Raw genomic sequence first — 23,419 nt, 5'->3', positions numbered from 1 at the left:
CGCACGCTGGTCGACAAGGTCTTCACAACAGCAAAGGTGACAGGACTTGAGCCGCGGATCGGCGAGATCATTACCACGCTGATGGATGACTTCATTGATCGCGACGAGATCGACTTTCTCGAAGCTTTCGCTGTTCCGTTGCCAATGTATGTGATTGCCGAACAGCTTGGCGTTCGGCGCGAGGACCGTGTTATATTCAAGCGCTGGTCGGACGCGGCGGTCGAAACCACCGGGCCGGTGACCCCGGAGCGTCAGTTGGAGTTGGCGCAAATTGTTATCGAGATGCAGCAGTATATGGCGCGCGAGATTGATCGCGTTCGGGCTGAACCCGATGACATGCTGCTCAGCCGGCTCGCGAATCTGGAAACAGATGGGCGCCGACTGGATAATCGCGAACTCCAAAGCTTGATCTTTCAAATCCTGGTTGCGGGCAACGAGACCACCACGACAACGCTCGCCTCGGGTATGCGTCTGATAATCGAACATCCCGAACTTGCAGATGCCATCCACGCGGATCCATCTCTCGCCAAGATGCTTGCCGAGGAAGCGCTGCGTACCGCCACCCCGTTGCAATGCCTGTGGCGGACGGCTTTGGAGGATGTGCAGTTTGGTGGGAAAACGATCCCCGCCGGTTCGATCATCGAATTGCGCTTTGGAGCAGCCAACCGGGACCCTGCCCAATTCAGTTGCCCTGCCGAAGTCGACCTTCAGCGCAAAAACGCGAACAGTCACCTCGCTTTTGGCGCGGGCATCCACCTATGCATCGGCAACCAGCTTGCAAGGGGCGAACTGCGCCTGGCCTTCCAGGCGCTTACGCAGCGCCTCACGAATTTCCGGTTCAGCCGGGGCGACGCCAGCTGTGTTCCGCTCGAGGGCTATACTCCTTATGGCTTGCGGGAACTCTGGATGTCGTTCGACCGACGTTAGGGCCGCATGGGGCAGCCTGGTAGGTCCGATACGGTGAATTGACGGTTATCGCGGCCTTGGCTTGGCCAAGGTCGTCAACACGCCTCTCAGGGTGCGTATCTCGAGGGAATTCCAAGCGGGCTTCGTAAGCAGGTTGCGAAGCGTCCGCTTCGTGGCGGGCACGCGGTCGGGCGGAAAGAAGTAGCCGGCCTGCTCCAGCATGGAATCCAGTTGCGCAATCATGGCGTCGAGTTCGTTTTGCGCCCCCGGGGGATCAAGCTGCGTAGCAGGAGGGCTGGCGAGTTGCTGGTGCTTCGACCATTCATAGCTGCACAGGATGACCGCCTGAGCGAGATTCAACGATCCAAAATCGGGATTGATCGGAACTGTCAGGATCTTGCGCGCGAGCGCCACATCATCGGTTTCAAGGCCTGATCGTTCGGGACCGAAAACCAAGGCGCTTCGGCCGGATTGAGTCTGGATCTCGCGTGCAGCTTCCTCTGGAGTGACGACCGGCTTGGTAACCCCACGCTTGCGGACCGTTGTTGCATAGACATGCTGGCAATCGGCGACGGCTTCCGCGAGGTTTTCGAAAACCTGCGCGCGTTCCAGAACGATGTCCGCGCCCGCGGCCGAAGGACCTGCGTCGGGATTGGGCCAGCCGTCCCTGGGCGCTACCAAACGCATTTCCGTGAGGCCGAAATTCAGCATCGCCCTGGCGGCCTTGCCTATATTTTCGCCCAATTGCGGGCGGACCAGAACTATTAGCGGGGGCAGCGTATCACTCACCTCCGACTTCCTTCACCGAACCGGCGAAATCCTCGAAATCCTTGGCTTCGCGGAAGTCCTTATAGACGCTGGCGAAGCGAATATAGGCCACACTGTCCAGACATTTGAGGCCTTCCATCACCATTTGGCCAATGACCTGCGCAGGAACTTCGCTGTCGCCCGCCGTTTCGAGTTGGCGCTGGATACCGGAAACCAGCTTTTCGATGCGTACCGGATCGATCGCCCGCTTCCGGCAAGCGATGTCCACTGAGCGAGCGAGCTTTTCCCGATCGAACGGCTCCCGACGGCCTTCGCTCTTCACCACCCAGAATTCGCGCAACTGGATACGCTCAAACGTGGTGAAGCGGGCGGCGCAGCCTTCGCATTGCCGCCGTCGGCGGATAGCCGCGCCGTCTTCCGTGGGACGGCTATCCTTTACCTGACTGTCTTCATGGCCGCAAAAAGGGCAGCGCAAGCGTCAAGCCTCCGAATAAATCGGAAAGCGGGCGGTCAGCGCCAGGACGCGCTCGCGCACATGGGCTTCTATCTGACCGTCGCCCTCCTCGCCATTGCGACGCAGCCCTTCGACGACCTGAGCGATCAGGCCACCGATTTCCTGGAACTCTGTTTCGCCGAAGCCGCGCGTCGTCCCTGCTGGCGTACCCAGGCGAATGCCTGAGGTGACGAACGGGCTGGCGGTGTCGAAAGGAACATTGTTCTTGTTGCAGGTGATGAAGGCGCGGTCCAACGCCTTTTCAGCCGCCTTGCCCGTCGTATCCCTGGACCGCAGATCAACCAGCATCAAGTGGTTGTCGGTGCCGCCTGAAACGATGCTAAGCCCTTCCTTCTGGAGGGTATCGGCAAGAGCGCGGGCATTCGCCACCACCTGCCGGGCATAGGCTTTGAATTCCGGCTGCAGCGCTTCGTTAAAGGCTACTGCCTTGGCCGCGATGATGTGCATCAGCGGTCCGCCCTGAAGGCCCGGGAAAATGGCGCTGTTGAGTTTTTTTGCGATGGCTTCGTCATTGGAAAGGATGATGCCGCTGCGCGGACCCCGCAGGGACTTGTGCGTGGTGGTGGTCGTCACATGGGCGTGGGGCACGGGGCTAGGATGCGCCCCACCGGCAACGAGACCCGAGAAATGCGACATGTCGGCCAAAAGATATGCGCCCACTTCGTCCGCAATCTCACGGAAACGTTCAAAGTCCCAGACGCGAGAATAAGCGGTGCCGCCGCAAATGATGAGCTTGGGCTTATGTTCGCGCGCTATGGCAGCAACATTGTCCATGTCGATCAGGTGATCGTCAGGGCGAACGCCATAGGGTATGGGCTTGAACCATTTTCCAGACATGTTGACCGGCGATCCGTGGGTCAGATGCCCGCCCGCCGCAAGGTCCAGGCCCATGAAGCTGTCGCCCGGTTGCAGCAGCGCCAGGAACACCGCCTGGTTCATCTGGCTCCCTGAATTTGGCTGAACATTGGCGAAATTGCTGCCGAACAGCTTCTTGGCCCGCTCGATAGCCAAGGTTTCGACGACATCGACGAATTCGCAGCCGCCATAATATCGCTTGCCCGGATAGCCTTCTGCATATTTGTTAGTCAGGATCGATCCTTGCGCTTCGAGCACCGCCTTGGACACGATATTTTCCGAAGCGATCAGTTCGATCTTGTCCTGTTGACGTTTCAGTTCGCCTTGGATCGCATCGAAAACAACCGGATCATTCTGTGCGAGGCCATGTAAGAAAAAGCCGTCAGGACGGACGTCGTTGGCTGGATTGGCTACAGGGGCTGTGCTCATTCTGGGGTCCTTTCCGGATCAGAGCGCTGGATGAGAAAGCTTGTCGACGCGGCGTTGATGCCGTTCGCCGCCAAAGCCAGTGTTGAGAAAGGCGCCGATGCACGCCTTGGCCATTTCGATGCCGACAAGGCGCGCGCCCATGGCAAGCACGTTGGCGTCATTATGTTCGCGGGCCAGCAGAGCGGAGAGCGGCTCCGATACTAGGGCGCAGCGACAGGCCGGATTGCGGTTGACTGCGATGGAAATGCCTATGCCCGATCCGCAAAGAACGATACCCCGGTCGGCCGCGCCCGTTTCTATCTGCTTGGCGAGCTTATACCCATAATCCGGATAGTCTACGCTGGCAGCGCCCTCGGGACCCAAATCGTCGACCTCATGTTCCTGGTCCTGAAGCCACTGGATGAGCGATGATTTCAGCTCGACGGCCGCGTGGTCGGAAGCGATGGCGATACGCATGGCGGGGCGATCCTGTTTCCAAGTGGAGAGTCGGTCTCGCGCGGCTCATAGTATCAGTGGCCGCGAAAGGCCACCACCCATTGCGGCGCTGCATCATATTTGCGCAATATCGGTTGCTTTGTTTCGTCAAGCGGACTTATCGGGGTCGCAAAACGGAGGATCTTTGTGAGCGATCTTATTTTATCGATCATCATGTTGGCGGGGCTGCTCCTGCTAGGAGGCGGTGGCTGGATGATCGTCAAGCGTCGTGACCGCAAGCGCGGGCTGTTGATGCTTGTCGCGGCGGCGGTGATGTTCGCGAATGTCGCGATATGGGTCGTGCCGATGAAGGGATAGGTAGCCGTCGCAGCCGAACTCAATTGCAGCGGGAGAATCTACCTCACTTGATGGGGGAATCCGGCGCGAGGCGCATGTCGAGATAATTGTCCACCGATTTCATGAGTTGCTCCAGCTCATGTTCGAAGAAATGGTTAGCGCGCGGAATTTCGTCGTGATGGATGGTGATGTGCTTTTGGGTGCGCAGTTTGTCGACCAACTTTTGTACAGCGCCGGCCGTCACCACCTCATCTGACGAGCCCTGAACGATTATGCCGGAAGAGGGGCAGGGCGCCAGGAAGGTAAAGTCGTACATATTGGCAGGCGGAGCCACCGATATGAAGCCGCGAATCTCGGGCCGCCGCATCAGCAACTGCATGCCGATCCATGCGCCGAAGCTGAAGCCGGCGATCCAGGTGGTCTGCGCTTCGGGATGGAAGCTCTGCACCCAATCGAGGGCGGCGGCGGCGTCGGAAAGCTCCCCTACGCCATTGTCGAACGTGCCCTGACTACGGCCAACACCGCGGAAGTTGAAGCGCAGGGTAGCAAAACCGCGACGCTGAAATGTCTTGTAGAGCGCTTGCGTAATGCGGTCGTTCATGGTGCCGCCACCCTGCGGATGCGGGTGCAATATCATGGCCACGGGTGCGCGGGGACGGGGGGCTGGGCTGAAACGGCCTTCGAGACGACCTTCGGGACCAGGGAAAATGACTGCTGGCATTGCGACCTTACTGGCAAAAATGAGCCTACCTCTTCCAACCCGAAGCTTGGGGGTGCGTAGGCGAAGTTACGCCCTATATAGAAATTTGATTTCGTTTCGCAATAAAATGAGTCGGTCGCCAGTGTCCGCACGTCTGTATCTCGATCATGCCGCCACCACGCCGGTGCTCCCTCAGGCGCAAACCGCAATGCGGCAGGGGCTTGAGCTTTGGGCCAATCCCTCGTCGCCACATGCCCCCGGCCGGACGGCTCGCGCTGCGTTGGAAGAAGCGCGCGAGCGGATCAAGGCGCTATTCGCCTGGGATGGCCATGTGATTTTTACCAGCGGAGCCAGTGAGGCGATTGCCATCGGCCTAGGCCGGGCGAACGTCGTCAAGATCATCACATCGCCGGTGGAGCATGACGCCGTGTTGCGGGTCACCAGACAGGCGGAACGACTGCCGATCGGGAGCGATGGTCTGATCGGGAGCTTGCCGGAAGGTAACGAACCCTATCTGTTCGCCATTCAGCACGTCAACAATGAAACCGGCGTAATACAGCCATTGGCAGAGATCAGCCGAACCATTGGAGCGTGGGGCGGAGTTCTTTTTGCCGACTGCGCTCAATCGGCAGGGAGGCTGCCTTTGCCCGAAGCGGACATGATCGCCATAAGCGCTCATAAATTTGGGGGGCCTCCCGGTGTCGGGGCTTTGTTGGTCCGTGACCTTGGTCTGCTCCAGGCATCTGGCGGTCAGGAGCAGGGCTATCGTCCCGGTACGGAGAATCTGCCCGGCATTCTTGGCATGGCCGCTGCGCTAGAGGCGCAGTCGGATTGGTTCGCTCAGGCCAGCGATTTGCGCCGCTTCCTCGATGAAACCATTGAGGCGAGCGGGGGTGTGGTAGTAGCGAAGGACAGCCCTCGAATGCCAACAATCGGTAGCTATCGGATGCCGGACGTGGCGGCTTCCGCACAACTGATCCAGTTCGATATGGCGGGCATTTCTGTATCGGCGGGTAGCGCCTGTTCGTCGGGGACGATCAAGGCCAGTCACGTTTTGACGGCCTTGGGATGGGACGGAAAGGCAGCAGGAGAGGTGGTCAGGGTCAGTTTCGGATCAGGGACGTCCAAAGCCGATATTGAACGTTTCCTTGCGGTCTGGACGGGCATCTTCGACAGGGCGCGGCGCTGATGGGACAGTCGATCTACCTGGACTACCAAGCCACTACGCCTCTGGCTCCCGAAGTGTTGGACGCCATGCTTCCCTGGCTGCGGGATCAGTTCGCCAATCCCCATAGCGCGCATCGACTCGGCCGAATGGCCGCCGCCAGTGTCGAAGTGGCGCGAGGTCAGGTGATGGAGCTATTAGGTGGACGAGGAACGCTGATATTCACATCCGGCGCGACCGAAGCCATCAACATCGCCTTGGTCGGTGGTGCAAAGCTTATGCGGTCTGAAGATCCAAAGCGGACGAAGATACTTACAATCGACACGGAGCACGCTGCCGTACGCGATACCATTCTGGCTTTGGAAACTCAGGGTTTTGAGCCGGTGCTTTTGCCGGTCATGGCAGATGGGCTGGTCGATATGGAAACCGCACGTACCGCCATTGACGAGCGGACCGCGCTGGTGGCGGTGATGCTGGTCAACAACGAAATCGGGGTCCTGCAGCCCCTCAGCGCCTTGAATGAACTGGCGAAAAGGGCAGGAGCGCTATTCTTTTGCGATGCCGTCCAGGGCTATGGCCGGGTGCCGCTGCCGCCGGGTGCTGACATGATCTCGATCAGCGGACACAAGATCTATGGGCCCAAAGGCGTAGGTGCCTTGTGGCTCCGCGAAGGGCTGAAGCTGCCGCCGCTGCTGTTCGGCGGTGGCCAGGAACAGGGGCTGCGCTCGGGAACCCTGTCGCCGGCTCTCTGCGCAGGCCTCGGAATGGCGGCCAAGTTGATGGGGGAAAGATTCGAAGCCGACGACCTTCATGTGCGGGAACTTTGGGGCGAGGCGATGACCCTGTTCCATGGTTGGACACTCAATGGCTCTCCCACCAACCGCTACCATGGGAATCTCAATATCCGTCGTGAAGGGCTGGATTCGGCACGATTGATGTCCGAATGCCGCGATATCGCCTTTTCTCTGGGCAGTGCCTGCGCAAGCGGCTCTGGGCGATCCAGTCACGTGTTGCGCGCGCTCGGTATCGGTGAAAAGGCGGCTCGCTCCTCTATCCGCATCGGTTTTGGACGCTACACGACAATGAACGAACTTCGGGACGCTGCTGCGGCGATCAATGCGGCGGCGGATAAGCAATGGGAATTACAGTGACTAAGGTGACTTTCATAAGTGCGGATGGCCAGCAACGGTTAGTTGTGGACGCTCCTTCAGGCGGATGTCTGTTGGATGTCGCGCAAGCGAATGGGCAGCCGTTGGAGGGTACCTGCGAAGGGCAGATGGCGTGTTCGACCTGTCACGTGCTGGTGGATTTGGAGGACTTTGGGAAGCTCCCGCCCGCTAGCGAAAGCGAGGAGGATATGCTGGATCTTGCCGCTGGTGCGACGCGAACGAGCCGCTTATCCTGTCAAATCAGACTGGACGACACCCTGGAGACTTTGACAGTGCGCATTCCCAGCCTGAGCCGGAATATGCAAGGCGTGTAAGTTAACCTCTCCCGATCAGCTTTTTTGCCAAAGCATCGGCCACTTCGGACGCCGGGAGCCCGCAACGTTCGCTTTCCTGCCATATTCGGGTGAGCCGGGCGGGGATCTGCTCGATACGGCTGTTCACTTCAACTCGGTCGCCTTGCCCCAGATATTCCAGCGCCACATTGATGATGCCCCCGGCATTTATGACATAATCAGGCGCATAAAGCAGCCCGCGGGAAAGGACGCGATCGCCGTCTGTTCGCGTGGCAAGTTGGTTGTTCGCCCCGCCTGCGATTATCCCTGCTTTAAGCTTCCCAATGCTGTCCTCGTTCAGGATCGCGCCCAGGGCATTAGGGCTGAACACGTCGGCATTGGTTTGCATAATTTGATCGGGTGCAACGGTAGCCGCGCCAATCTCGCCGGCCAGCGCTTTTGCGCGCTCGCTGTTGACATCCGTTATTGTCAGCTTCGCGCCTTCTTTTGCGAGATATCGGGCAAGTCCCGCACCCACGCTGCCCACGCCCTGTATGGCGATGTGCACGTCTTTGGCGGTGTCTGCACCCAACCGATATTGAATAGCCGCCTTGACGCCCAGGAAGACGCCATAAGCCGTGGAGGGCCCCGGGTCGCCGCCAGCGCCGCCATTTTCGGGTGGCAGCCCCGACACATAGGAAGTGCCATGCGAAAGCGCGATCATATCAGCCTCGCTCATGCCGACATCCTGCGCTGTGACATAACGCCCGCCGAGCGACTCCACCGCTTTGGCAAAAGCGGCCAGCAGTTCGGGCGTTTTTTTCAGGTCCTTGCTGGCAAGGATCACTCCCTTGCCGCCGCCCATAGGCAATCCGGCCATGGCGTTCTTGAAGCTCATGCCGCGAGACAAGCGCAATGCGTCGGTAATGGCCGCGTTCTTATCTGAATAGTGCCAGAAACGAACGCCGCCAGCTGCGGGACCGAGCGCGGTGGAGTGTATGGCAATAACTGCCGACAGGCGGGACTTGGGATCGGAGAAAAGGTGGACGCCCTCATGGTCGTCAAAATCTGTCATATCCCAAAGCGCGGGCATGAAGCGTTCCTGGCAATATTATTACTGGATATAGTAATATCTTTTCGTCCCGAGAAGGCCAGTGCATATTGCTGCTTCGGAACAAATGGGGCGATCGACGGGATCCGAACCCGCGACCTCTGGTACCACAAACCAGCGCTCTAACCAACTGAGCTACGATCGCCACGGCGTGCCCATCAGAAAGATGGCGACGCGGAGCAGGCACATAATGGCGGCTATGGCCCAGCGTCAAGCGTTGTTATGGATATGAGGTGAAAAAGCGGGCATGGACGTCGCCGTTAGTCGCCGTCTGTTAAAAAGGCGCCCGGAGGCGCCTTTCTATTTTCTATCTTGCAAGACCGCGAAGACAGTAGAGCGAGGCACCCCAGTAGGGGCACCTCGCGAAATCAGTTGACGGAATCCTTCAGACCCTTGCCAGCCTTAAACTTTGGCTGGGCCGAAGCTTTGATCGTCATGGGCTCGCCGGTGCGAGGGTTGCGGCCGGTAGACGCCTTGCGTTTGGTAACCGAAAAAGTACCGAAGCCGACGAGGCGTACTTCATCACCCTTTTTCAGGGCGCCAGTGATTGCGTCAAAAACGCCCTCTACGGCCTTGCTTGCATCGGTCTTGCTGAGGCCACTGCTGTCAGCGACGGTACCAATCAGATCTTGTTTGTTCATGCCCTGGGAACCCCCTTGTTCTGGATGTTGAAATAGGAATCGCGGTTAGGCGGCACATAAAGGCGAACTAAGAAGCGCCTGTCAAAGGGAAAGCGATGAAAAAACCCCCAAAAAGCGCGATCTTATGCCTAACGAAACGAAAATTGTATAAATCGGACATTAATGGCGCAATGCAGCATCATTTTCGCCGTGAACCGGCGCCGCTGGTTGCGCCGCCAAATCGTCTTCTTCGGTCCAATCAATAGGCGTTAGGGGGGCCGCAAGCGCTCTAACAAGAACCTCATCGACATGGGAAACCGGAACGATCTCAAGTCCCTCTTTCACGTTCGCCGGAATCTCAGCCAGATCCTTTTCATTTTCGGCCGGGATCAGGACTGTCTTGATACCGCCCCTTAATGCGGCCAGCAGCTTTTCCTTCAATCCGCCGATGGGCAGAACCCGGCCGCGAAGTGTGACTTCACCTGTCATCGCCACGTCCTTTCGGACGGGGTTGCCGGTGAGCGTCGACACGATCGACGTGACCATGCCAATGCCCGCGGAGGGGCCATCCTTTGGCACCGCGCCCTCGGGCAAGTGAATATGTATGTCCTTGCGGTTATAAATGCTGGGCTTGATTCCATAGCCGGGCGAACGCGCCTTCACATAAGAAAACGCAGCCTGGATCGATTCGGTCATGACATCGCCGAGCTTGCCAGTAGTCCGGATCTGGCCTTTGCCCGGCACCGTAACCGATTCAATGGTCAGAAGTTCACCCCCGACCTCCGTCCAAGCAAGGCCAGTAACTGCGCCGATCTGGTTTTCATCCTCACCGACACCGTGGCGGAATTTCCGGACGCCTGCATAATCCGTCAGATTTTCAGGAGTGATGATGGCTTTTTCAATATTGCCTTCAAGAATTTTGCGCAGGGCCTTGCGAGCGAGGCGAGCCAGTTCGCGTTCCAGCGTGCGAACGCCTGCCTCCCGCGTGTAATAGCGGATGAGGTCGCGAACCGCCTCCTCAGTGACTTCAAACTCGCCGTCCTTCAAACCATGAGCTTCGATCTGCTTGGGCAGCAGATGACGTTCGGCGATTTGAACCTTTTCATCCTCGGTATAGCCTTCCAGCCGAATGATTTCCATACGGTCAAGCAAAGGCTGAGGCAAATTCAACGAGTTAGCGGTCGTAACAAACATCACATCTGAAAGATCGATGTCGATCTCAAGATAGTGATCCTGAAATTTGCTGTTCTGTTCGGGGTCAAGCACCTCAAGTAGCGCCGAGGCGGGATCACCGCGGAAATCCTGGCCCAGCTTGTCGATCTCGTCGAGAAGGAACAGCGGGTTGCTGGTGCCAGCCTTTTTAAGGTTGGTCACGATTTTGCCCGGCAAGGAACCGATATAGGTGCGGCGATGGCCGCGAATCTCAGCTTCATCGCGCACGCCGCCCAGAGACTGGCGAACGAACTCACGCCCGGTCGCCTTTGCGATCGATCGTCCCAGCGAGGTCTTACCAACGCCGGGAGGGCCGACGAGGCACAGAATAGGACCCTTCAGCTTGTTGGTGCGAGCCTGTACGGCCAGATATTCAATGATGCGGTCCTTGACCTTTTCAAGCGCGAAATGATCTGCGTCCAGCACCTCCTGAGCGGTCTTCAGGTCCTTCTTGAGCTTGGACTTCTTCCCCCAGGGCAGGCCGAGCAGCACATCCAAATAATTGCGCACAACCGTGGCTTCCGCCGACATCGGTTGCATGCTCTTCAGCTTTTTCAACTCTGCCTGCGCCTTGGTACGGGCTTCCTGACTGAGCTTCAGCTTGGCAATTTTGGCGGTAAGTTCAGCCAGTTCGTCGCCGCCGTCTTCGCCCTCATTGCCCAACTCGCGCTGAATGGCCTTAAGCTGTTCGTTCAGATAATATTCGCGCTGGGTCTTTTCCATTTGCCGCTTCACGCGGCCGCGGATCTTGCGCTCGACCTGAAGCACTCCGAGTTCGCCCTCCATAAAGGCGAACACCATTTCCAAACGTTTTACAGGATCAGCTTCAACCAGCAGGGATTGTTTGTCGGCCACCTTCACGTTGATATTGGCGGCGACAGCATCGGCCAGGCGCGCGGCCTCCTCGATCTCACTCAACTGCACCGGCGTTTCAGCCGGCAGCTTCTTGTTGAGCTTTGCATAATTTTCAAACTGTTCGACCACCGAGCGCATGAGCGCCGCGGCTTCAGGGCCTGCCGCGGGAATTTCCTCAACCGGCGTCACATCGGCGAGTACATAGCCGTCTTCGGCCGAAAGATTTTCTAGTTGTGCGCGCTGCTTGCCCTCCACCAGGACGCGAACTGTCCCGTCCGGAAGCTTCAGTAGCTGAAGCACCGTGGCAATTACGCCAAGGTCATAAAGCGCGTCGCGGTCAGGATCGTCTTCAGCCGGATCGAGCTGCGCCACCAGGAAGATGTCCTTGTCCGCTTCCATGGCCTTTTCCAGTGCAACCACGCTCTTGTCGCGGCCGACGAAAAGGGGAACGATCATCTGTGGAAAAACGACAATGTCGCGCAGAGGGAGCAATGGATAGGATGTCGTCATATTAACTCCAGGGCGGACGCGGCAAGGTAGGAGAGGGGCGCCCGAATTTTTCCCAATATGGTATAGAAGCTCAACATATCAATAATGGCCTTCCACCCTTTCCAGCAAAGGCGGGCGTCAGCCATGGGCGGGCCTTGCAACGCTACCGCACCCCTTCCCCTTGAAGAACGGCGCTTTTGGTCAAAACGGCAGCTTGAAGCCCGGCGGCAGAGGAATACCCGCAGTCATCTTGCTCATTTCCTGCTGGCTTGCCTGATCCGCCTTTACGCGCGCGTCATTGAATGCAGCGGCCACCAGGTCTTCGGTCATCTGCTTTTCGCTGGGAGCAAGCAGGCTGTCATCGATTGAGACCCCGACTATGCGCCCCTTTGCAGTGGCGCGGACTTTCACGAGGCCGCCGCCCGAAACGCCTTCCACTTCAATATTGTCGAGATTGGCCTGGGCCTTTTCCAACTCAGCCTGGACGTTTTTCGCCATGCCGAGAATTTCATCCAAATCCTTCATGCGGTTGCACTCCATTTGTCGTTTTCGTCAATCGGCAGCAGTTCCGCATCCGGAAACGCCGCCATGGCAGCTTTGACGCTGGGGGTATCCAATATCGCCTGGTGGGCTTCGGCCTCAATGGCTTGCTCCTGCTCCAACAGGCTGGGTTCCGCAGGTCCATCGCCCGTCGCGACCTGCCAGTTCATTCCCGTCAAACTCTTGAGGACCGCCGCCGTATCCCGGTTGAATTCCGCAGGCAAGGGCTGGACCGGCTTTATGACGAGTTGCGGCGGGGCATAGCGGACGAGGCCGATATAATCGTGCATCTGTTGGGCCAGATGCGGCTTGCCTTTTTCCCAGAGCAATTCGATCAGGGCGCGGAAACTGTCGGGGGCCAGACTCTCAGAAGAAGGCTGCTCTACCGGGCCTGCGGGAGGATTTTCGGCCGATCTCGCCTTAGGTGTCGCAGCTTCAGAAGGCGCTCGCCCTTCCTTCAACAATTCCGCAAGTTCTCCCGGATCGGGCAGCGTGGCCGCGTGAAGGACCCGGAGCAGGGCCATGTCGCAGGCCTCGACGGGCATGGCCGCACTGGCAACTTCATCATGCCCCTTCAACAGAAGCTGCCAGAGGCGATGCAGCGTCGCAAAGCCCATCTGGCTCGCCCAATCGGCAAGCATGGCGCGCTCTTCTTCCGAACGCATCGGATCATCGTCATTCCGGCTGGATTTAAAGACGGTGATCGCATGGCAAATTTCGAGCAAGCCGCGCATCAACGCCAATGGCTCAACGCCCAACATATGCTGTTCATTCACGGCGGCCAGCAGCTCCTGAGGCTTGCCTTCCAGCAAATGAGTGAAGAGGCGGCGCACTGCCCCACGGTCGGACAGGCCAAGCATCTCCCGAACTTGTGCGGCGGTTACCTTCGCCCCGCCTTCCATATCGGCATGGGCAATGGCCTGATCCAGGATAGAAAGGCCATCCCGAGCTGAGCCCTCTGCCGATTGGGCGATAAGGGCTAGCGCTTCGGGTTCAGCGGCCACACCCTCTTGTTCCACCACATGGGCAAAATGTGCAGCAAGTTTTTCCGATGGAATACGCCGAAGGTCGAAACGCTGGCAGCGGGAAAGCACCGTTATCGGCACCTTGTTAACTTCGGTCGTGGCAAACAGAAATTTGACGTGCGGGGGAGGTTCCTCAAGCGTTTTCAAGAGCGCATTGAAAGCATTTTTGGTCAGCATGTGAACTTCGTCGATGATATAGACCTTGTAGCGTGCGGAAACGGCGGAATAGCGTACCGCCTCAATGATTTCGCGCACGTCGTCGACGCCGGTATTGGACGCTGCATCCATTTCTATAACGTCGATATGGCGACCCTCGGCAATGGCCTTGCATGGTTCGCAGACGCCGCAGGGATCGATAGTGGGACCGCCTTGACCGTCAGGGCCCACGCAGTTCAGCGCTTTGGCGATAAGGCGCGCGGTTGATGTTTTACCCACCCCGCGCACGCCGGTCATCAGAAAGGCATGAGCCAGGCGGTCGCGCTTGATGGCGTTCCCTAAGGTCTGAACCATTGCATCCTGGCCGATGAGTTGCGCAAAGTTCTGCGGCCGGTACTTGCGCGCCAAAACGCGGTAGGGCTGGGAGGAATCGGTCATGAGGCTTGTTCTAGCCGTTTTCCAGCCGTTGGTCCCGAGCAAAGTCGAGGAGTTTTTGCGCAGCCTGCCTTGGCCATCCTGGGCAACCGGAGGGGTGGGATCGCGCGCTCCTAGATGTTTGGTTTCGAGTTCGATGGTGGGGCTCGATGTGAGGCGTCCGGGCCCTCGGGTTCAGCTGAGACTCCAACTTGGCGGGCTTATCAGGCAATCGCCTCCTTTTCAGCTTTCACTGAGGCGGGTAGTTGCATTTCGAAACGCGCTCCATGGAGACTGTCGTCTCGGTCGCCTATGATGATAGTGCCATGATGGCCTTCCACGATGGAGCGGGCAATTGCGAGACCCAGGCCACTATGCTTTCCGAAATCTTCGCTATTTGGCCGAACGCTGTGAAAGCGCCGGAAGATTGTTTCCCTTTCCGATTCCGGCACGCCCGGACCTTCGTCTTCAACACTGATCAACACATCATCCTGCACCCGGGTCGCCACAATCTGTACCAATCCCCCTGGAGGCGAAAACGAGATGGCGTTGTCCACGAGATTTTCCATCACGCGAAGTAACCGCTGTTCATCACCCATCACGACTGCAACTCCTTTTCGAGGCCGGGCAAAGGCCAGTCGGACATGCCTTGGAAGTCCCCGCGCTTCGCGCCCTACAACTAGCCTTTCAATGGTAAGCCCCAGATCTACTTCATCGAATTTTGCACGCGAGAGCTGAGCGTCCACCCGCGAAGCTTCCGCGATATCAGTGACCAGGCGATCCAGCCTCCGCACATCATCCTGCGCGATATCCATAAGCTGCGTCCGCAATTCAGGAGCTTCGACGGTAGAGAGCGCCTCTAAGGCGGATCGCAGAGAAGCAATGGGATTTTTAAGCTCGTGGGTTACGTCCGCGGCAAATGCCTCAGTGGCGTCTATCCGCTGGCGAAGCGCATGGCTCATGTCGGAGAGCGCACGAGCCAGCAAGCCGATCTCATCTTTACGCGAGGGCAGGCGAGGCACCGTAACTTCGCGCGCACGGCCCAATCTTACGCGAACAGCCGCTCGCGCCAACCGCCGCAGCGGCCGCACGATTGTTCTGGCAAGAAACAGAGAGAGGAGAATCGAAATAATGAAGGCTACACCCAGCACCACACCGAGCCTGAAACGCTCTGCGCGTACGATGCGGGTAATGTCGCGGGCGTTCTCAGTGGCAAGGAGTTGCTGTTTTCCTGCACCCATTGAGACGGCGGCTGAAATCATGGGCGTTCGGTCGGGGGCATAACGGAAGACGGATTTTGCCTCTCCGGTTCTTCGTGCCTCCACCAGTTCGGGCCAACGGCCGGCTTCATCGACGGCGGGCTCTGCAAAATCGGGCGGCAGTTCGGCCCAGACGATCCTGTCTATGATCTTGTCCAGCCATCGGGCGACCTGCCGTTCCCAGGACTCGCTTCTTGGATCACGCAACTCGTAGCGCGGTGCGTCCATGCCGAAGCTATCGGCAATCCGTCGTCCGTTCGCATCATAAAGGCGAATCCGGTCATCAGTTTGCCTGGCAAAGGCGGCAATCAAGTCATTCCATTGGCCACGCGGTGCACGGTCCAGGCCGATGGCAAGCAGCTGTAATTCCCGCTCACTTTGTTCCAGTCGCGTATCGACAATTCGTGTCCGGTAGCTGTCGAGATAGAAAAATCCCCCTGCGAGAAGCGCGAGCGCCAGGATGTTGACCGCCAATATACGGCGGGTGAGCGACAATTTCCCTGACCATTGCAGCGCAAGGTCGGTGTCCCTAGTCGTCTGAGAATCGGTATCCGGCGCCATAAAGCGTATCGATAGCGTTGAAGTCAGGATCTACCTCCCGGAATTTGCGCCTCAGCCGCTTGATATGGCTGTCGATCGTGCGGTCGTCGACATACACGTCATCCTGATAAGCGGCGTCCATCAACTGGTTTCGGTTTTTGACCACCCCGGGCCGCTGGGCCAGCGTTTCCAAAATGAGGAATTCGGTCACGGTAAGCGTCACGTCTTTGCCGGACCATTTCACACGATGCCGCGCCGGGTCCATTTCAAGCCGCCCGCGAATAATGGGTTCGGCCGTATTTTCAGCCTCTTCGCCGCCGGGTGTCCGACTATATTCGGCCCTGCGAAGGATCGCGCGGATGCGGGCGATCAGCAGGCGCTGGGAGAATGGCTTGGTTATGTAATCGTCCGCACCCATTGCCAGGCCGATGGCTTCGTCGAGCTCATCGTCCTTGGACGTCAGGAAGATGACCGGAATCGCGCTTTTTTCACGAAGGCGGCGGAGCAATTCCAGCCCGTCCATGCGGGGCATCTTGATATCGAATACGCCAAGGTCAGGAGGGTTATCCAGAAGAGCCTTTAGCGCTGTCTCGGCGTCAGAGTATATTCTCGTCACGAACCCCTCGGCCTGTAACGCGATAGAGACGGAGGTCAGGATATTCTTGTCATCATCAACAAGGGCGATAGTTGCAGTCATGATATGGTCAGGCTCCGTGCCCCCTGAAGGGTTGGAGGCGCAGAGGTAAACCATGCACCGCTCCGCCGCAACAATCCAACGTTCGTTCTTAACCGATTTGACGATCGGCCTTCCAGCGGATATGCGCGGGGCCAAGCAAATCCTGATACCGCAGCAAGCGAATAAAATAATATACGGGAAGATGCGGGTCGCAGATTTGGTTCAATCTCTAGGAGAAAACGCGTGCAGGCGAAATCTTCAATAACGCTGGAAAAACAAGGATTTTCCAGCGCAGCGGTGCAATATTGGAACTTGGGCACCGCGCCACTGGTGGAAGCGGCAATAAATAATGGCGAAGGAATTCTCGCCAAGGACGGTCCTCTCGTTGTCGCCACCGGCAAGCATACCGGCCGGTCCGCTCAGGACAAGTTCACCGTGCGCGATGCTGAGACTGAAAACAGCGTGTGGTGGAATAAGGGCAACAAGCCCATGTCACCGGAACATTTTGCCGCATTGAAGGAAGATTTCCTAAAAATCCTGGCGTCCAAGGACAAGCTCTACATTGCAGACCTGTTCGGCGGTTCTCAGCCCGAACATCGCGTCAATGTCCGCGTTATCAACGAGTTTGCGTGGCACAATCTTTTCATTCGTACCTTGCTGGTTCGCCCGACAGCGGCTGAATTGTCCGATTTCGTTCCCGAGTTCACGATTATCGACCTGCCAAGCTTCCGCGCGGATCCTGAACGTCACGGCAGTCGTGGCGAAACGGTGATTGCGGTTAACTTTAGCGAGAAACTGATTTTGATCGGCGGCACTGCCTATGCCGGTGAAATGAAGAAATCCGTATTCGGCATCCTCAATTACAAGCTGCCCGTCGATGGGGTCATGCCGATGCACTGCTCGGCCAATATCGGGCCCAATGGCGATACCGCTGTTTTCTTTGGGCTTTCCGGCACCGGCAAGACTACGCTTTCTGCCGATGCAAGCCGGACGCTCATTGGCGACGATGAGCATGGCTGGTCAGACACTGCGGTCTTCAACTTTGAAGGCGGTTGCTATGCAAAGATGATTCGCTTGTCTCCCGAGGCCGAGCCCGAAATCTACGCAACCACAAAACGGTTCGGAACCGTGCTGGAAAATGTCGTGATCGATCCTCAGACGCGGGAACTTGACCTCGATAATAACAGCTTGGCCGAAAATACGCGGGGCGCTTACCCGATCGACTTCATTCCGAATTGTTCGGAAAGGAATTTGGGCCCGGTTCCCAAGAACATCATCATGCTGACCGCCGACGCCTTTGGCGTTCTACCCCCGATTGCGCGGCTTTCGCCGGAGCAGGCGATGTACCACTTCCTTTCGGGATACACCGCCAAAGTGGCGGGGACGGAGATTGGGGTTACTGAACCTGAAGCGACCTTTTCCACCTGTTTTGGCGCGCCCTTCATGCCGCGCCACCCGTCGGTTTACGGTAATCTGCTGAAAGAGCGCATCGCCAAGGGCGGCGTCACTTGCTGGCTGGTCAACACCGGTTGGACTGGCGGCAAATATGGCACAGGTAGCCGCATGCCAATTAAAGTTACCCGCGCGCTTCTAAACGCGGCGCTGGATGGCAGCCTCAATGATGTCGAATTCCGACGGGATGAGAATTTCGGCTTTGAGGTTCCGATAAGCGTGCCGGGGGTGGAGAGCAAGATTCTCGATCCTAGAAAAACCTGGACGGATGGAGCCGCATATGACGCAATGGCGTTGAAGCTGGTTGGGCTGTTTGCCGATAATTTCGGGCAGTTCGCTGACCATGTGGATGATGCTGTGCTTAAGATCGCTTTGAAGGCGCCTGAACCGGCCATCTAATAAAGCTAAATGTGGATGAAGCCGGGCTGCCGCTATGCCGGTCCGGCTTTTTCTATATGCCAACAGTATAGTTGCACGGTTCGCCAATTCACCTTGGGAACCGGATTACTTGAATTTAACGTATCTCCGTTCGTGTCGAGCAAAGTCGAGATAGGCTGCACCAAGCCAACATCCCGCGAATTGGCTCGGGACGAACGGGTATATTGCAATGGGATTCAGTCCGGAAGCTGACCGTTTTCGCGTAGCACCTCGCCAGCAAGATAAAGCGAGCCTGCTATCAGGATCACAGGATTCTTCCGGTCATCCACACTGGCGAGCGCCGCTGGCACATCGCAATGGACCGATCCCTTTATGCCCCAGCTCTCCGCAAGCGCGGCGAGTGCCTGTGGCGCGTGATGTTCATGATCCGGAACTGGAACCGCTGACAGACTGGCGAGAAACGGCTTCAACGGCTCCAGAAAACCGCCGGGATCCTTGTTTGAAAGCATGCCGAGAATCAGATGGATCTTGTGCTGTGGCGGCAATGAAGCGTGGAAATGGCGCGCCAGCGCCTCCCCAGCCGCAGGATTATGTCCGCCGTCCAACCACAATTGCGCGTCCGCGGATGCGGCATCTGTGACAGGTCCTCGCTCCAGCCGCTGCAGGCGGGCCGGCCAATGGGCCCATAAGGGAGCAGCCCTAAGAGCGGATTCCGAGACGGAAATGCTCGACTGGTGCCTCAACATCGCCGTCGCCAGCGCAGCGTTCAGGGGCTGATGGGGTCCCGGAAGACGAGGTAATGGCAGCTCCAGTCGACCCTGCTCATCACGATAATGGAGCTTTTCGCGATAGACAGCGGCATCCCATTGCCTGCCCATGAGAACCCATGGCGCGCCCGCGTGAACTGCGGCGGCCTCCATGATTTGCGAAATGTGGGATGGATATTTCATGCTGACCAGGGGAGTTCCCGCCTTGGCGATGCCGGCCTTTTCCTTTGCAATGTCGGCCAGCGTCTCGCCCAGAAAGGCTTGGTGATCTATGCCAAGCTGCGCCACCCCGCACACCGCAGGCGATGGGATGACGTTGGTCGCGTCCAGCCGCCCCCCAAGGCCAACTTCTATTATGGATGCATCCGCCGGGTTTTCCGCAAAGGCAAGGAAGGCGACAGCGGTGGTAACTTCGAAGAAGCTGGCGCCCACATCTTCCGCAGTGTTGAGTACACGTTTAAGAAGCTCGGCCAGATAGGAATCCGAAATCAGCTTGCCATTCAAACGGATGCGTTCATTAAATCGGACGAGATGGGGCGAGGTGAAGACATGAACGCTCTTCCCATCCGCCTCCAGCGCCGCTCGCAGAAAAGCGCAGGTCGAGCCCTTGCCATTGGTCCCAGCCACGTGGAGAACCGGCGGAAGCTGCAGATGTGGATCACCCACGCGGGCAAGCAAGGTCGTAATCCGTTCCAGCCCCAAAATATCGCGGCCCGGCGAAAGATAAGCCAAGCGATCAAGCTGCGCCTGAACGGCGGGATTGGAAGAACGGGCGTGGTCTGCCATTAGGTGTAATCCCCTTCAGGGGAAAGCCTCTCCATTAAGCGGCGGCTTTGCTGGGGCACAAATAGCCAATCACCTTGCTCAGCGTGGCCCGCATATCGTTACGGTGCACAACCATGTCGATCATGCCGTGCTCCAGCAGATATTCGGCGCGCTGGAAGCCCTCTGGAAGCTTTTCGCGAATCGTATTCTCAATCACGCGTTGGCCGGCAAAGCCGATGAGCGCACGCGGTTCGGCGATTTGAATGTCGCCCAGCATGGCGTAGCTGGCCGTGACTCCGCCGGTTGTGGGATCGGTCAGCACCACGATATAGGGCAAGCCCGCTGCGTGCAGCCGCTGTATGGCCACGGTCGCGCGGGGCATCTGCATCAGCGACAAAATGCCTTCCTGCATGCGCGCGCCGCCGGCCGCCGTGAAGATAACATAGGGACATTTGCGTTTGATCGCTTCCTCGACGCCCTGGATGAACGCAGCGCCGACGCCCATGCCCATCGAGCCGCCCATATAGGCGAAATCCTGTACGCCGATTACGACCGGGGCCGTCTCGATAGCGCCATAGGCGTTGATCAGCGCGTCCTGCTCACCCGTGCTATTGCGCGCCGCCTTGATTCGATCCGTATATTTCTTGCTGTCGCGGAATTTGAGCGGGTCTTCCTTGACGCTAGGCGTTGGCAAAACCTTGAAGCTTCCCGCGTCGAATATTTGTTCGAAGCGCGCTTTGGGGCCGATGCGGCCATGATGATCGCATTTGGGGCAGACGGACAAATTGTCCTGCCATTCCTTGGCGAAGATCATCTGACCGCAATCGCTGCATTTATGCCAGAGATTGTCCGGCGTGGTTTCTTTTTTGGCGATGAAGGGAATCGCCTTTCGAACCCGGGTGATCCAGCTCATGCGGCGGTCTCCTTTGCTGCACCGGCAAGGGCGGCGCTTAGCGATGCGACATAATTTTTGACATGTGGCGGGGCGTATACGCCGTGCTGCCCAACGAGGTCGACGATGGCTGAACCGACGACAACGCCGTCGGCGACCTGCCCGATCGCGGCGGCCTGCTCGGCCGTGCGGACGCCGAAGCCCACGGCGATGGGGAGGGCGGTTTGGGATTTAAGCTGCGCCACGGCCTGCTCGATGCTGGTGAGCACCGCTTGCTGCTTTCCGGTGATGCCGGCCACCGACACATAATATAGGAAGCCGCTCGCCCCATCGAGCACGGCGGGAAGCCGGGCTATGTCGGTCGTCGGCGTGGCAAGGCGAATAAAGTGAAGGCCATGAGCCCGAAGGGCGGGGCCAAGCTCACCATCTTCCTCAGGAGGCAGGTCGACACAAATCACACCGTCGACGCCGGACGCGGCGGCTTCGCGAGCAAACCACTCACCGCCCCGATGTATCATCGGATTGGCATAGCCCATAAGGATTAGCGGCGTTTCAGGGTGGCGGACGCGGAAGTCCGCCGCGATCTTGAGAAGATCGGCGGTGTTGGTTCCTACGGAGAGACTGCGAAGATTGGCCGCCTGAATGGCTGGACCGTCCGCCATGGGATCAGTGAAGGGCATTCCCAATTCGATGATGTCAGCCCCGCCCTCAACCAGCGCATCGAGAATAGCGCTTGTGTCGGCCGGCGTCGGATCTCCCCCCGTGACGAAGCAGACAAGCGCGGCGCGCTTTTGTGCACGGCACTGAGCGAAGCGGGCAGAGAGGCGGTCACTCACAGTTCCACTCCCAAAGCCTTGGCGACGGTGAAGATGTCCTTGTCCCCCCGACCGGAGAGGTTGACCACAACGATCTTGTCCTTGTCGAGCGTTGGAACGATCCGTTCCGCAGCCGCGATCGCATGGGCGGACTCGAGCGCCGGAATGATACCCTCCAATTTGCACAGACGCTGAAAAGACGCGAGCGCCTCATCGTCCGTCACTGGTTCGTATCGGACGCGGCCGATATCGTTAAGCCATGCGTGCTCAGGACCAATGCCGGGATAATCCAGCCCGGCCGATATGCTGTGCGCTTCGGTGATCTGGCCGTCTTCATCCTGAAGCAAATAGGTCTTGTTGCCATGCAGAATGCCAGGGGAGCCGCCGGCGAGGCTGGCGGCGTGGCGGGGCGTGTCCAGTCCTTCGCCCGCAGCCTCGACTCCCACGATCTCCACTGTCTCATCGTCCAGGAAGGGGTGAAAGAGGCCGATTGCATTGGACCCGCCGCCAACCGGTGCGATCAGCATGTCGGGCAGGCGACCCTCGGCCTCCAAAATCTGTTCGCGTGTTTCGCGGCCGATGACCGATTGAAAATCGCGGACCAGTTCAGGATAGGGATGGGGTCCCGCGACAGTGCCGATAATGTAGAAAGTGTCATGCACATTGGCGACCCAGTCGCGCAACGCCTCGTTCATCGCGTCCTTGAGCGTGCGTGCGCCCGCCTCCACAGGGCGGACTTCAGCGCCTAACAGCTTCATTCGAAATACATTGGGCTGCTGTCGCTCAACGTCGAGCGCGCCCATGAAAATGGTGCAGGGCAGGTTGAAGAGCGCCGCAACGGTGGCGGTGGCGACGCCGTGCTGCCCAGCGCCCGTTTCTGCAATGATGCGGGTCTTGCCCATCCTTCGGGCCAGCAGGATTTGGCCGATGCAATTGTTGATCTTGTGCGCGCCGGTGTGGTTCAACTCCTCGCGCTTCAGATAAACTTTCGCGCCGCCTAGTTCCTTCGTCAGCCGCTCGGCATAATAAAGAGGGTTGGGACGGCCCACATATTGGCGCAGGAGATATTGGAACTCCTCCTCGAACGCGGGATCCTGCTTGGCCGCGCGATATTCGCGCTCCAGATCCAGGATGAGCGGCATCAGCGTTTCGGCGACATAGCGTCCGCCGAACTGCCCGAAATGCCCGCGATCGTCAGGCTGATTGCGATAGGAGTTCTTGATGGTCATAGCTGCGAAACCGCTTGGCAAAAGGCAGCGATCTTGTCCACATCCTTAACGCCCGGCGCGCTTTCAACGCCCGATGAAATGTCCACAAGCGAAGCGCCCGTGATCGCGACGGCGTCCCTGACATTTTGCGCGTCCAGGCCTCCCGAGAGTCCCCAATGCAGAGGATGACGAAAATCCTGCAAGAGCTTCCAGTCGAACCGGACCCCCATTCCACCTGGGAGAGCGGCCCCTTCTGGCGTCTTGGCATCATAGAGCAACATGTCGACCGCCGCCGAATAGGCCCCCCCGATATTGAGGTCGGCGCTCGTCTTTACCGAAATTGCCTTCCAGACCTCCCGGTTGTGATGAGAGCGGATCGCGGCTGCGCGCCCGGCTGACTCCTTTCCGTGGAGTTGCAGCGCATCAAGACGCCCGTTGCTGATGGCGCGAACCAGATATTCATCGTCAGGATCGACAAAAACGCCAACTCGGCGCACATGATCAGGGATGCGCGCGGCAAGCGCCGCCGCCTTGTCAAAGTCGACGTTTCGTGGGCTTTTCGGAAAAAAAACCATGCCGATATGCGATGCTCCTGCCTTGATGGCGGCATCCACCGTTTCGGGCGTCGAAAGCCCGCAGATCTTGACGTCGATTCGAGACATTGGCGGTGTTTAGACGGATTTCGTGACAGTGTAA

The 23,419-nt window shown here is 58.3% G+C and carries 23 protein-coding genes and 1 tRNA gene; 6 read left to right on the top strand and 18 right to left on the bottom strand.

Features of this window, described 5'->3' with window-relative positions; translation table 11 throughout:
- The coding region (locus HNQ99_RS11710; protein ID WP_184475833.1) for a cytochrome P450 at nt 1–927 on the top strand (927 nt) is incomplete at its 5' end.
- Nucleotides 928–972: 45 nt separating this feature from the next.
- Here HNQ99_RS11710 and HNQ99_RS11705 read toward each other — a convergent pair.
- Genes HNQ99_RS11705 through rpiB form a run of 4 tightly spaced genes read right to left on the bottom strand, consistent with a single transcriptional unit; the run spans nt 973 to nt 3,928 of the window.
- A complete protein-coding gene (locus tag HNQ99_RS11705; RefSeq protein ID WP_184475832.1) occupies nt 973–1,695 on the bottom strand; it encodes an RNA methyltransferase in 723 nt (240 codons plus the stop codon).
- Nucleotides 1,688–2,149, bottom strand: a complete 462-nt coding sequence (gene nrdR, locus HNQ99_RS11700) for a transcriptional regulator NrdR (protein ID WP_184475831.1) — start codon at nt 2,147–2,149, stop codon at nt 1,688–1,690. Before nrdR ends, HNQ99_RS11705 begins: the two co-directional genes overlap by 8 nt.
- 3 nt (nt 2,150–2,152) lie before the next feature.
- Nucleotides 2,153–3,472, bottom strand: a complete 1,320-nt coding sequence (gene glyA / locus HNQ99_RS11695; protein WP_184475830.1) for a serine hydroxymethyltransferase — start codon at nt 3,470–3,472, stop codon at nt 2,153–2,155.
- 18 nt (nt 3,473–3,490) lie between these two features.
- Entirely contained in the window at nt 3,491–3,928 is a 438-nt protein-coding gene (gene rpiB, locus HNQ99_RS11690) for a ribose 5-phosphate isomerase B (protein ID WP_184475829.1), read from the bottom strand.
- A gap of 165 nt (nt 3,929–4,093) precedes the next feature.
- On the opposite strand from rpiB, the gene HNQ99_RS11685 reads away from it, so the two are divergent.
- Nucleotides 4,094–4,264 carry an LPXTG cell wall anchor domain-containing protein gene (locus tag HNQ99_RS11685; RefSeq protein WP_184475828.1) on the top strand — a complete coding sequence of 57 codons (171 nt, stop codon included), beginning with the start codon at nt 4,094–4,096 and terminating at the stop codon, nt 4,262–4,264.
- Nucleotides 4,265–4,307: 43 nt separating this feature from the next.
- On the opposite strand, the gene HNQ99_RS11680 is transcribed toward HNQ99_RS11685, so the two are convergent.
- Nucleotides 4,308–4,964, bottom strand: coding sequence for an alpha/beta hydrolase (locus HNQ99_RS11680; protein WP_184475827.1), 657 nt, complete (start codon nt 4,962–4,964; stop codon nt 4,308–4,310).
- A 106-nt stretch (nt 4,965–5,070) separates the two neighbouring features.
- Between HNQ99_RS11680 and HNQ99_RS11675 the strand changes: the two genes are divergently transcribed.
- From HNQ99_RS11675 to HNQ99_RS11665, 3 genes are read left to right on the top strand one after another with little or no spacing between them, the layout of a single operon-like run.
- Nucleotides 5,071–6,132 carry a cysteine desulfurase family protein gene (locus HNQ99_RS11675; protein ID WP_184475826.1) on the top strand — a complete coding sequence of 354 codons (1,062 nt, stop codon included), beginning with the start codon at nt 5,071–5,073 and terminating at the stop codon, nt 6,130–6,132.
- The gene (locus HNQ99_RS11670) at nt 6,132–7,259 is read left to right on the top strand and encodes a cysteine desulfurase family protein (protein ID WP_184475825.1); all 1,128 of its coding nucleotides are present in this window, start codon (nt 6,132–6,134) and stop codon (nt 7,257–7,259) included. Before HNQ99_RS11675 ends, HNQ99_RS11670 begins: the two co-directional genes overlap by 1 nt.
- The gene (locus HNQ99_RS11665; protein ID WP_184475824.1) at nt 7,256–7,591 is read left to right on the top strand and encodes a 2Fe-2S iron-sulfur cluster-binding protein; all 336 of its coding nucleotides are present in this window, start codon (nt 7,256–7,258) and stop codon (nt 7,589–7,591) included. Before HNQ99_RS11670 ends, HNQ99_RS11665 begins: the two co-directional genes overlap by 4 nt.
- Before the next feature lies 1 nt (nt 7,592).
- Here HNQ99_RS11665 and HNQ99_RS11660 read toward each other — a convergent pair whose 3' ends face one another.
- From HNQ99_RS11660 to HNQ99_RS11625, 8 genes are all read right to left on the bottom strand, one after another.
- A complete protein-coding gene (locus HNQ99_RS11660) occupies nt 7,593–8,642 on the bottom strand; it encodes a Glu/Leu/Phe/Val family dehydrogenase (protein ID WP_184475823.1) in 1,050 nt (349 codons plus the stop codon).
- 86 nt (nt 8,643–8,728) lie between these two features.
- Nucleotides 8,729–8,805, bottom strand: a tRNA-His gene (locus tag HNQ99_RS11655).
- A gap of 223 nt (nt 8,806–9,028) precedes the next feature.
- A complete protein-coding gene (locus HNQ99_RS11650) occupies nt 9,029–9,301 on the bottom strand; it encodes an HU family DNA-binding protein (RefSeq protein WP_184475822.1) in 273 nt (90 codons plus the stop codon).
- Between the two features lie 159 nt (nt 9,302–9,460).
- Nucleotides 9,461–11,857 carry an endopeptidase La gene (lon, locus tag HNQ99_RS11645; protein WP_184475821.1) on the bottom strand — a complete coding sequence of 799 codons (2,397 nt, stop codon included), beginning with the start codon at nt 11,855–11,857 and terminating at the stop codon, nt 9,461–9,463.
- A 180-nt stretch (nt 11,858–12,037) separates the two neighbouring features.
- Nucleotides 12,038–12,361 (bottom strand): YbaB/EbfC family nucleoid-associated protein, encoded by a 324-nt coding sequence (locus tag HNQ99_RS11640; RefSeq protein WP_184475820.1) that lies wholly within the window; start codon nt 12,359–12,361, stop codon nt 12,038–12,040.
- The gene (locus tag HNQ99_RS11635; protein ID WP_184475819.1) at nt 12,358–13,995 is read right to left on the bottom strand and encodes a DNA polymerase III subunit gamma/tau; all 1,638 of its coding nucleotides are present in this window, start codon (nt 13,993–13,995) and stop codon (nt 12,358–12,360) included. The genes HNQ99_RS11640 and HNQ99_RS11635 overlap by 4 nt, the downstream gene beginning before the upstream one ends.
- 200 nt (nt 13,996–14,195) lie before the next feature.
- Nucleotides 14,196–15,791: a sensor histidine kinase gene (locus HNQ99_RS11630; protein ID WP_184475818.1), complete on the bottom strand. Its 1,596-nt coding sequence runs from the start codon at nt 15,789–15,791 to the stop codon at nt 14,196–14,198.
- The gene (locus tag HNQ99_RS11625) at nt 15,760–16,467 is read right to left on the bottom strand and encodes a response regulator transcription factor (protein ID WP_184475817.1); all 708 of its coding nucleotides are present in this window, start codon (nt 16,465–16,467) and stop codon (nt 15,760–15,762) included. The genes HNQ99_RS11630 and HNQ99_RS11625 overlap by 32 nt, the downstream gene beginning before the upstream one ends.
- A 222-nt stretch (nt 16,468–16,689) precedes the next feature.
- Between HNQ99_RS11625 and HNQ99_RS11620 the strand changes: the two genes are divergently transcribed.
- Nucleotides 16,690–18,297, top strand: coding sequence for a phosphoenolpyruvate carboxykinase (locus tag HNQ99_RS11620; RefSeq protein WP_184475816.1), 1,608 nt, complete (start codon nt 16,690–16,692; stop codon nt 18,295–18,297).
- Nucleotides 18,298–18,512: 215 nt separating this feature from the next.
- Here the strand turns inward: HNQ99_RS11620 and HNQ99_RS11615 are convergent, their stop codons facing one another.
- The 5 genes from HNQ99_RS11615 to HNQ99_RS11595 are packed head-to-tail and all read right to left on the bottom strand — an operon-like array spanning nt 18,513 to nt 23,385.
- Entirely contained in the window at nt 18,513–19,829 is a 1,317-nt protein-coding gene (locus HNQ99_RS11615; protein WP_184475815.1) for a bifunctional folylpolyglutamate synthase/dihydrofolate synthase, read from the bottom strand.
- A gap of 34 nt (nt 19,830–19,863) precedes the next feature.
- Nucleotides 19,864–20,721 (bottom strand): acetyl-CoA carboxylase, carboxyltransferase subunit beta, encoded by an 858-nt coding sequence (gene accD / locus HNQ99_RS11610; RefSeq protein ID WP_184475814.1) that lies wholly within the window; start codon nt 20,719–20,721, stop codon nt 19,864–19,866.
- Entirely contained in the window at nt 20,718–21,536 is an 819-nt protein-coding gene (trpA, locus tag HNQ99_RS11605) for a tryptophan synthase subunit alpha (protein ID WP_184475813.1), read from the bottom strand. The genes accD and trpA overlap by 4 nt, the downstream gene beginning before the upstream one ends.
- Nucleotides 21,533–22,744 (bottom strand): tryptophan synthase subunit beta, encoded by a 1,212-nt coding sequence (trpB, locus tag HNQ99_RS11600; RefSeq protein WP_184475812.1) that lies wholly within the window; start codon nt 22,742–22,744, stop codon nt 21,533–21,535. The genes trpA and trpB overlap by 4 nt, the downstream gene beginning before the upstream one ends.
- On the bottom strand, nt 22,741–23,385 hold the full coding sequence (locus tag HNQ99_RS11595; protein ID WP_184475811.1) for a phosphoribosylanthranilate isomerase: 645 nt from the start codon (nt 23,383–23,385) through the stop codon (nt 22,741–22,743). The genes trpB and HNQ99_RS11595 overlap by 4 nt, the downstream gene beginning before the upstream one ends.
- Nucleotides 23,386–23,419: the final 34 nt, after the last annotated feature.

Origin of the sequence: Rhizorhapis suberifaciens (genome assembly GCF_014200045.1) — a bacterium.
Lineage (GTDB): Bacteria > Pseudomonadota > Alphaproteobacteria > Sphingomonadales > Sphingomonadaceae > Rhizorhapis > Rhizorhapis suberifaciens.
Note: the sequence above shows the minus strand (reverse complement) of the source record. Positions and strands in the feature narration are given on the sequence as shown.

Coding starts and splice junctions, on each gene's coding strand:
- glyA (WP_184475830.1), bottom strand. CDS start 3,472: ATGAGCACAGCCCCTGTAGCCAATCCAGCCAACGACGTCCGTCCTGAC.
- rpiB (WP_184475829.1), bottom strand. CDS start 3,928: ATGCGTATCGCCATCGCTTCCGACCACGCGGCCGTCGAGCTGAAATCA.
- HNQ99_RS11680 (WP_184475827.1), bottom strand. CDS start 4,964: ATGCCAGCAGTCATTTTCCCTGGTCCCGAAGGTCGTCTCGAAGGCCGT.
- HNQ99_RS11675 (WP_184475826.1), top strand. CDS start 5,071: ATGAGTCGGTCGCCAGTGTCCGCACGTCTGTATCTCGATCATGCCGCC.
- HNQ99_RS11670 (WP_184475825.1), top strand. CDS start 6,132: ATGGGACAGTCGATCTACCTGGACTACCAAGCCACTACGCCTCTGGCT.
- HNQ99_RS11660 (WP_184475823.1), bottom strand. CDS start 8,642: ATGCCCGCGCTTTGGGATATGACAGATTTTGACGACCATGAGGGCGTC.
- HNQ99_RS11650 (WP_184475822.1), bottom strand. CDS start 9,301: ATGAACAAACAAGATCTGATTGGTACCGTCGCTGACAGCAGTGGCCTC.
- lon (WP_184475821.1), bottom strand. CDS start 11,857: ATGACGACATCCTATCCATTGCTCCCTCTGCGCGACATTGTCGTTTTT.
- HNQ99_RS11640 (WP_184475820.1), bottom strand. CDS start 12,361: ATGAAGGATTTGGATGAAATTCTCGGCATGGCGAAAAACGTCCAGGCT.
- HNQ99_RS11635 (WP_184475819.1), bottom strand. CDS start 13,995: ATGACCGATTCCTCCCAGCCCTACCGCGTTTTGGCGCGCAAGTACCGG.
- HNQ99_RS11630 (WP_184475818.1), bottom strand. CDS start 15,791: ATGGCGCCGGATACCGATTCTCAGACGACTAGGGACACCGACCTTGCG.
- HNQ99_RS11625 (WP_184475817.1), bottom strand. CDS start 16,467: ATGACTGCAACTATCGCCCTTGTTGATGATGACAAGAATATCCTGACC.
- HNQ99_RS11615 (WP_184475815.1), bottom strand. CDS start 19,829: ATGGCAGACCACGCCCGTTCTTCCAATCCCGCCGTTCAGGCGCAGCTT.
- accD (WP_184475814.1), bottom strand. CDS start 20,721: ATGAGCTGGATCACCCGGGTTCGAAAGGCGATTCCCTTCATCGCCAAA.
- trpB (WP_184475812.1), bottom strand. CDS start 22,744: ATGACCATCAAGAACTCCTATCGCAATCAGCCTGACGATCGCGGGCAT.
- HNQ99_RS11595 (WP_184475811.1), bottom strand. CDS start 23,385: ATGTCTCGAATCGACGTCAAGATCTGCGGGCTTTCGACGCCCGAAACG.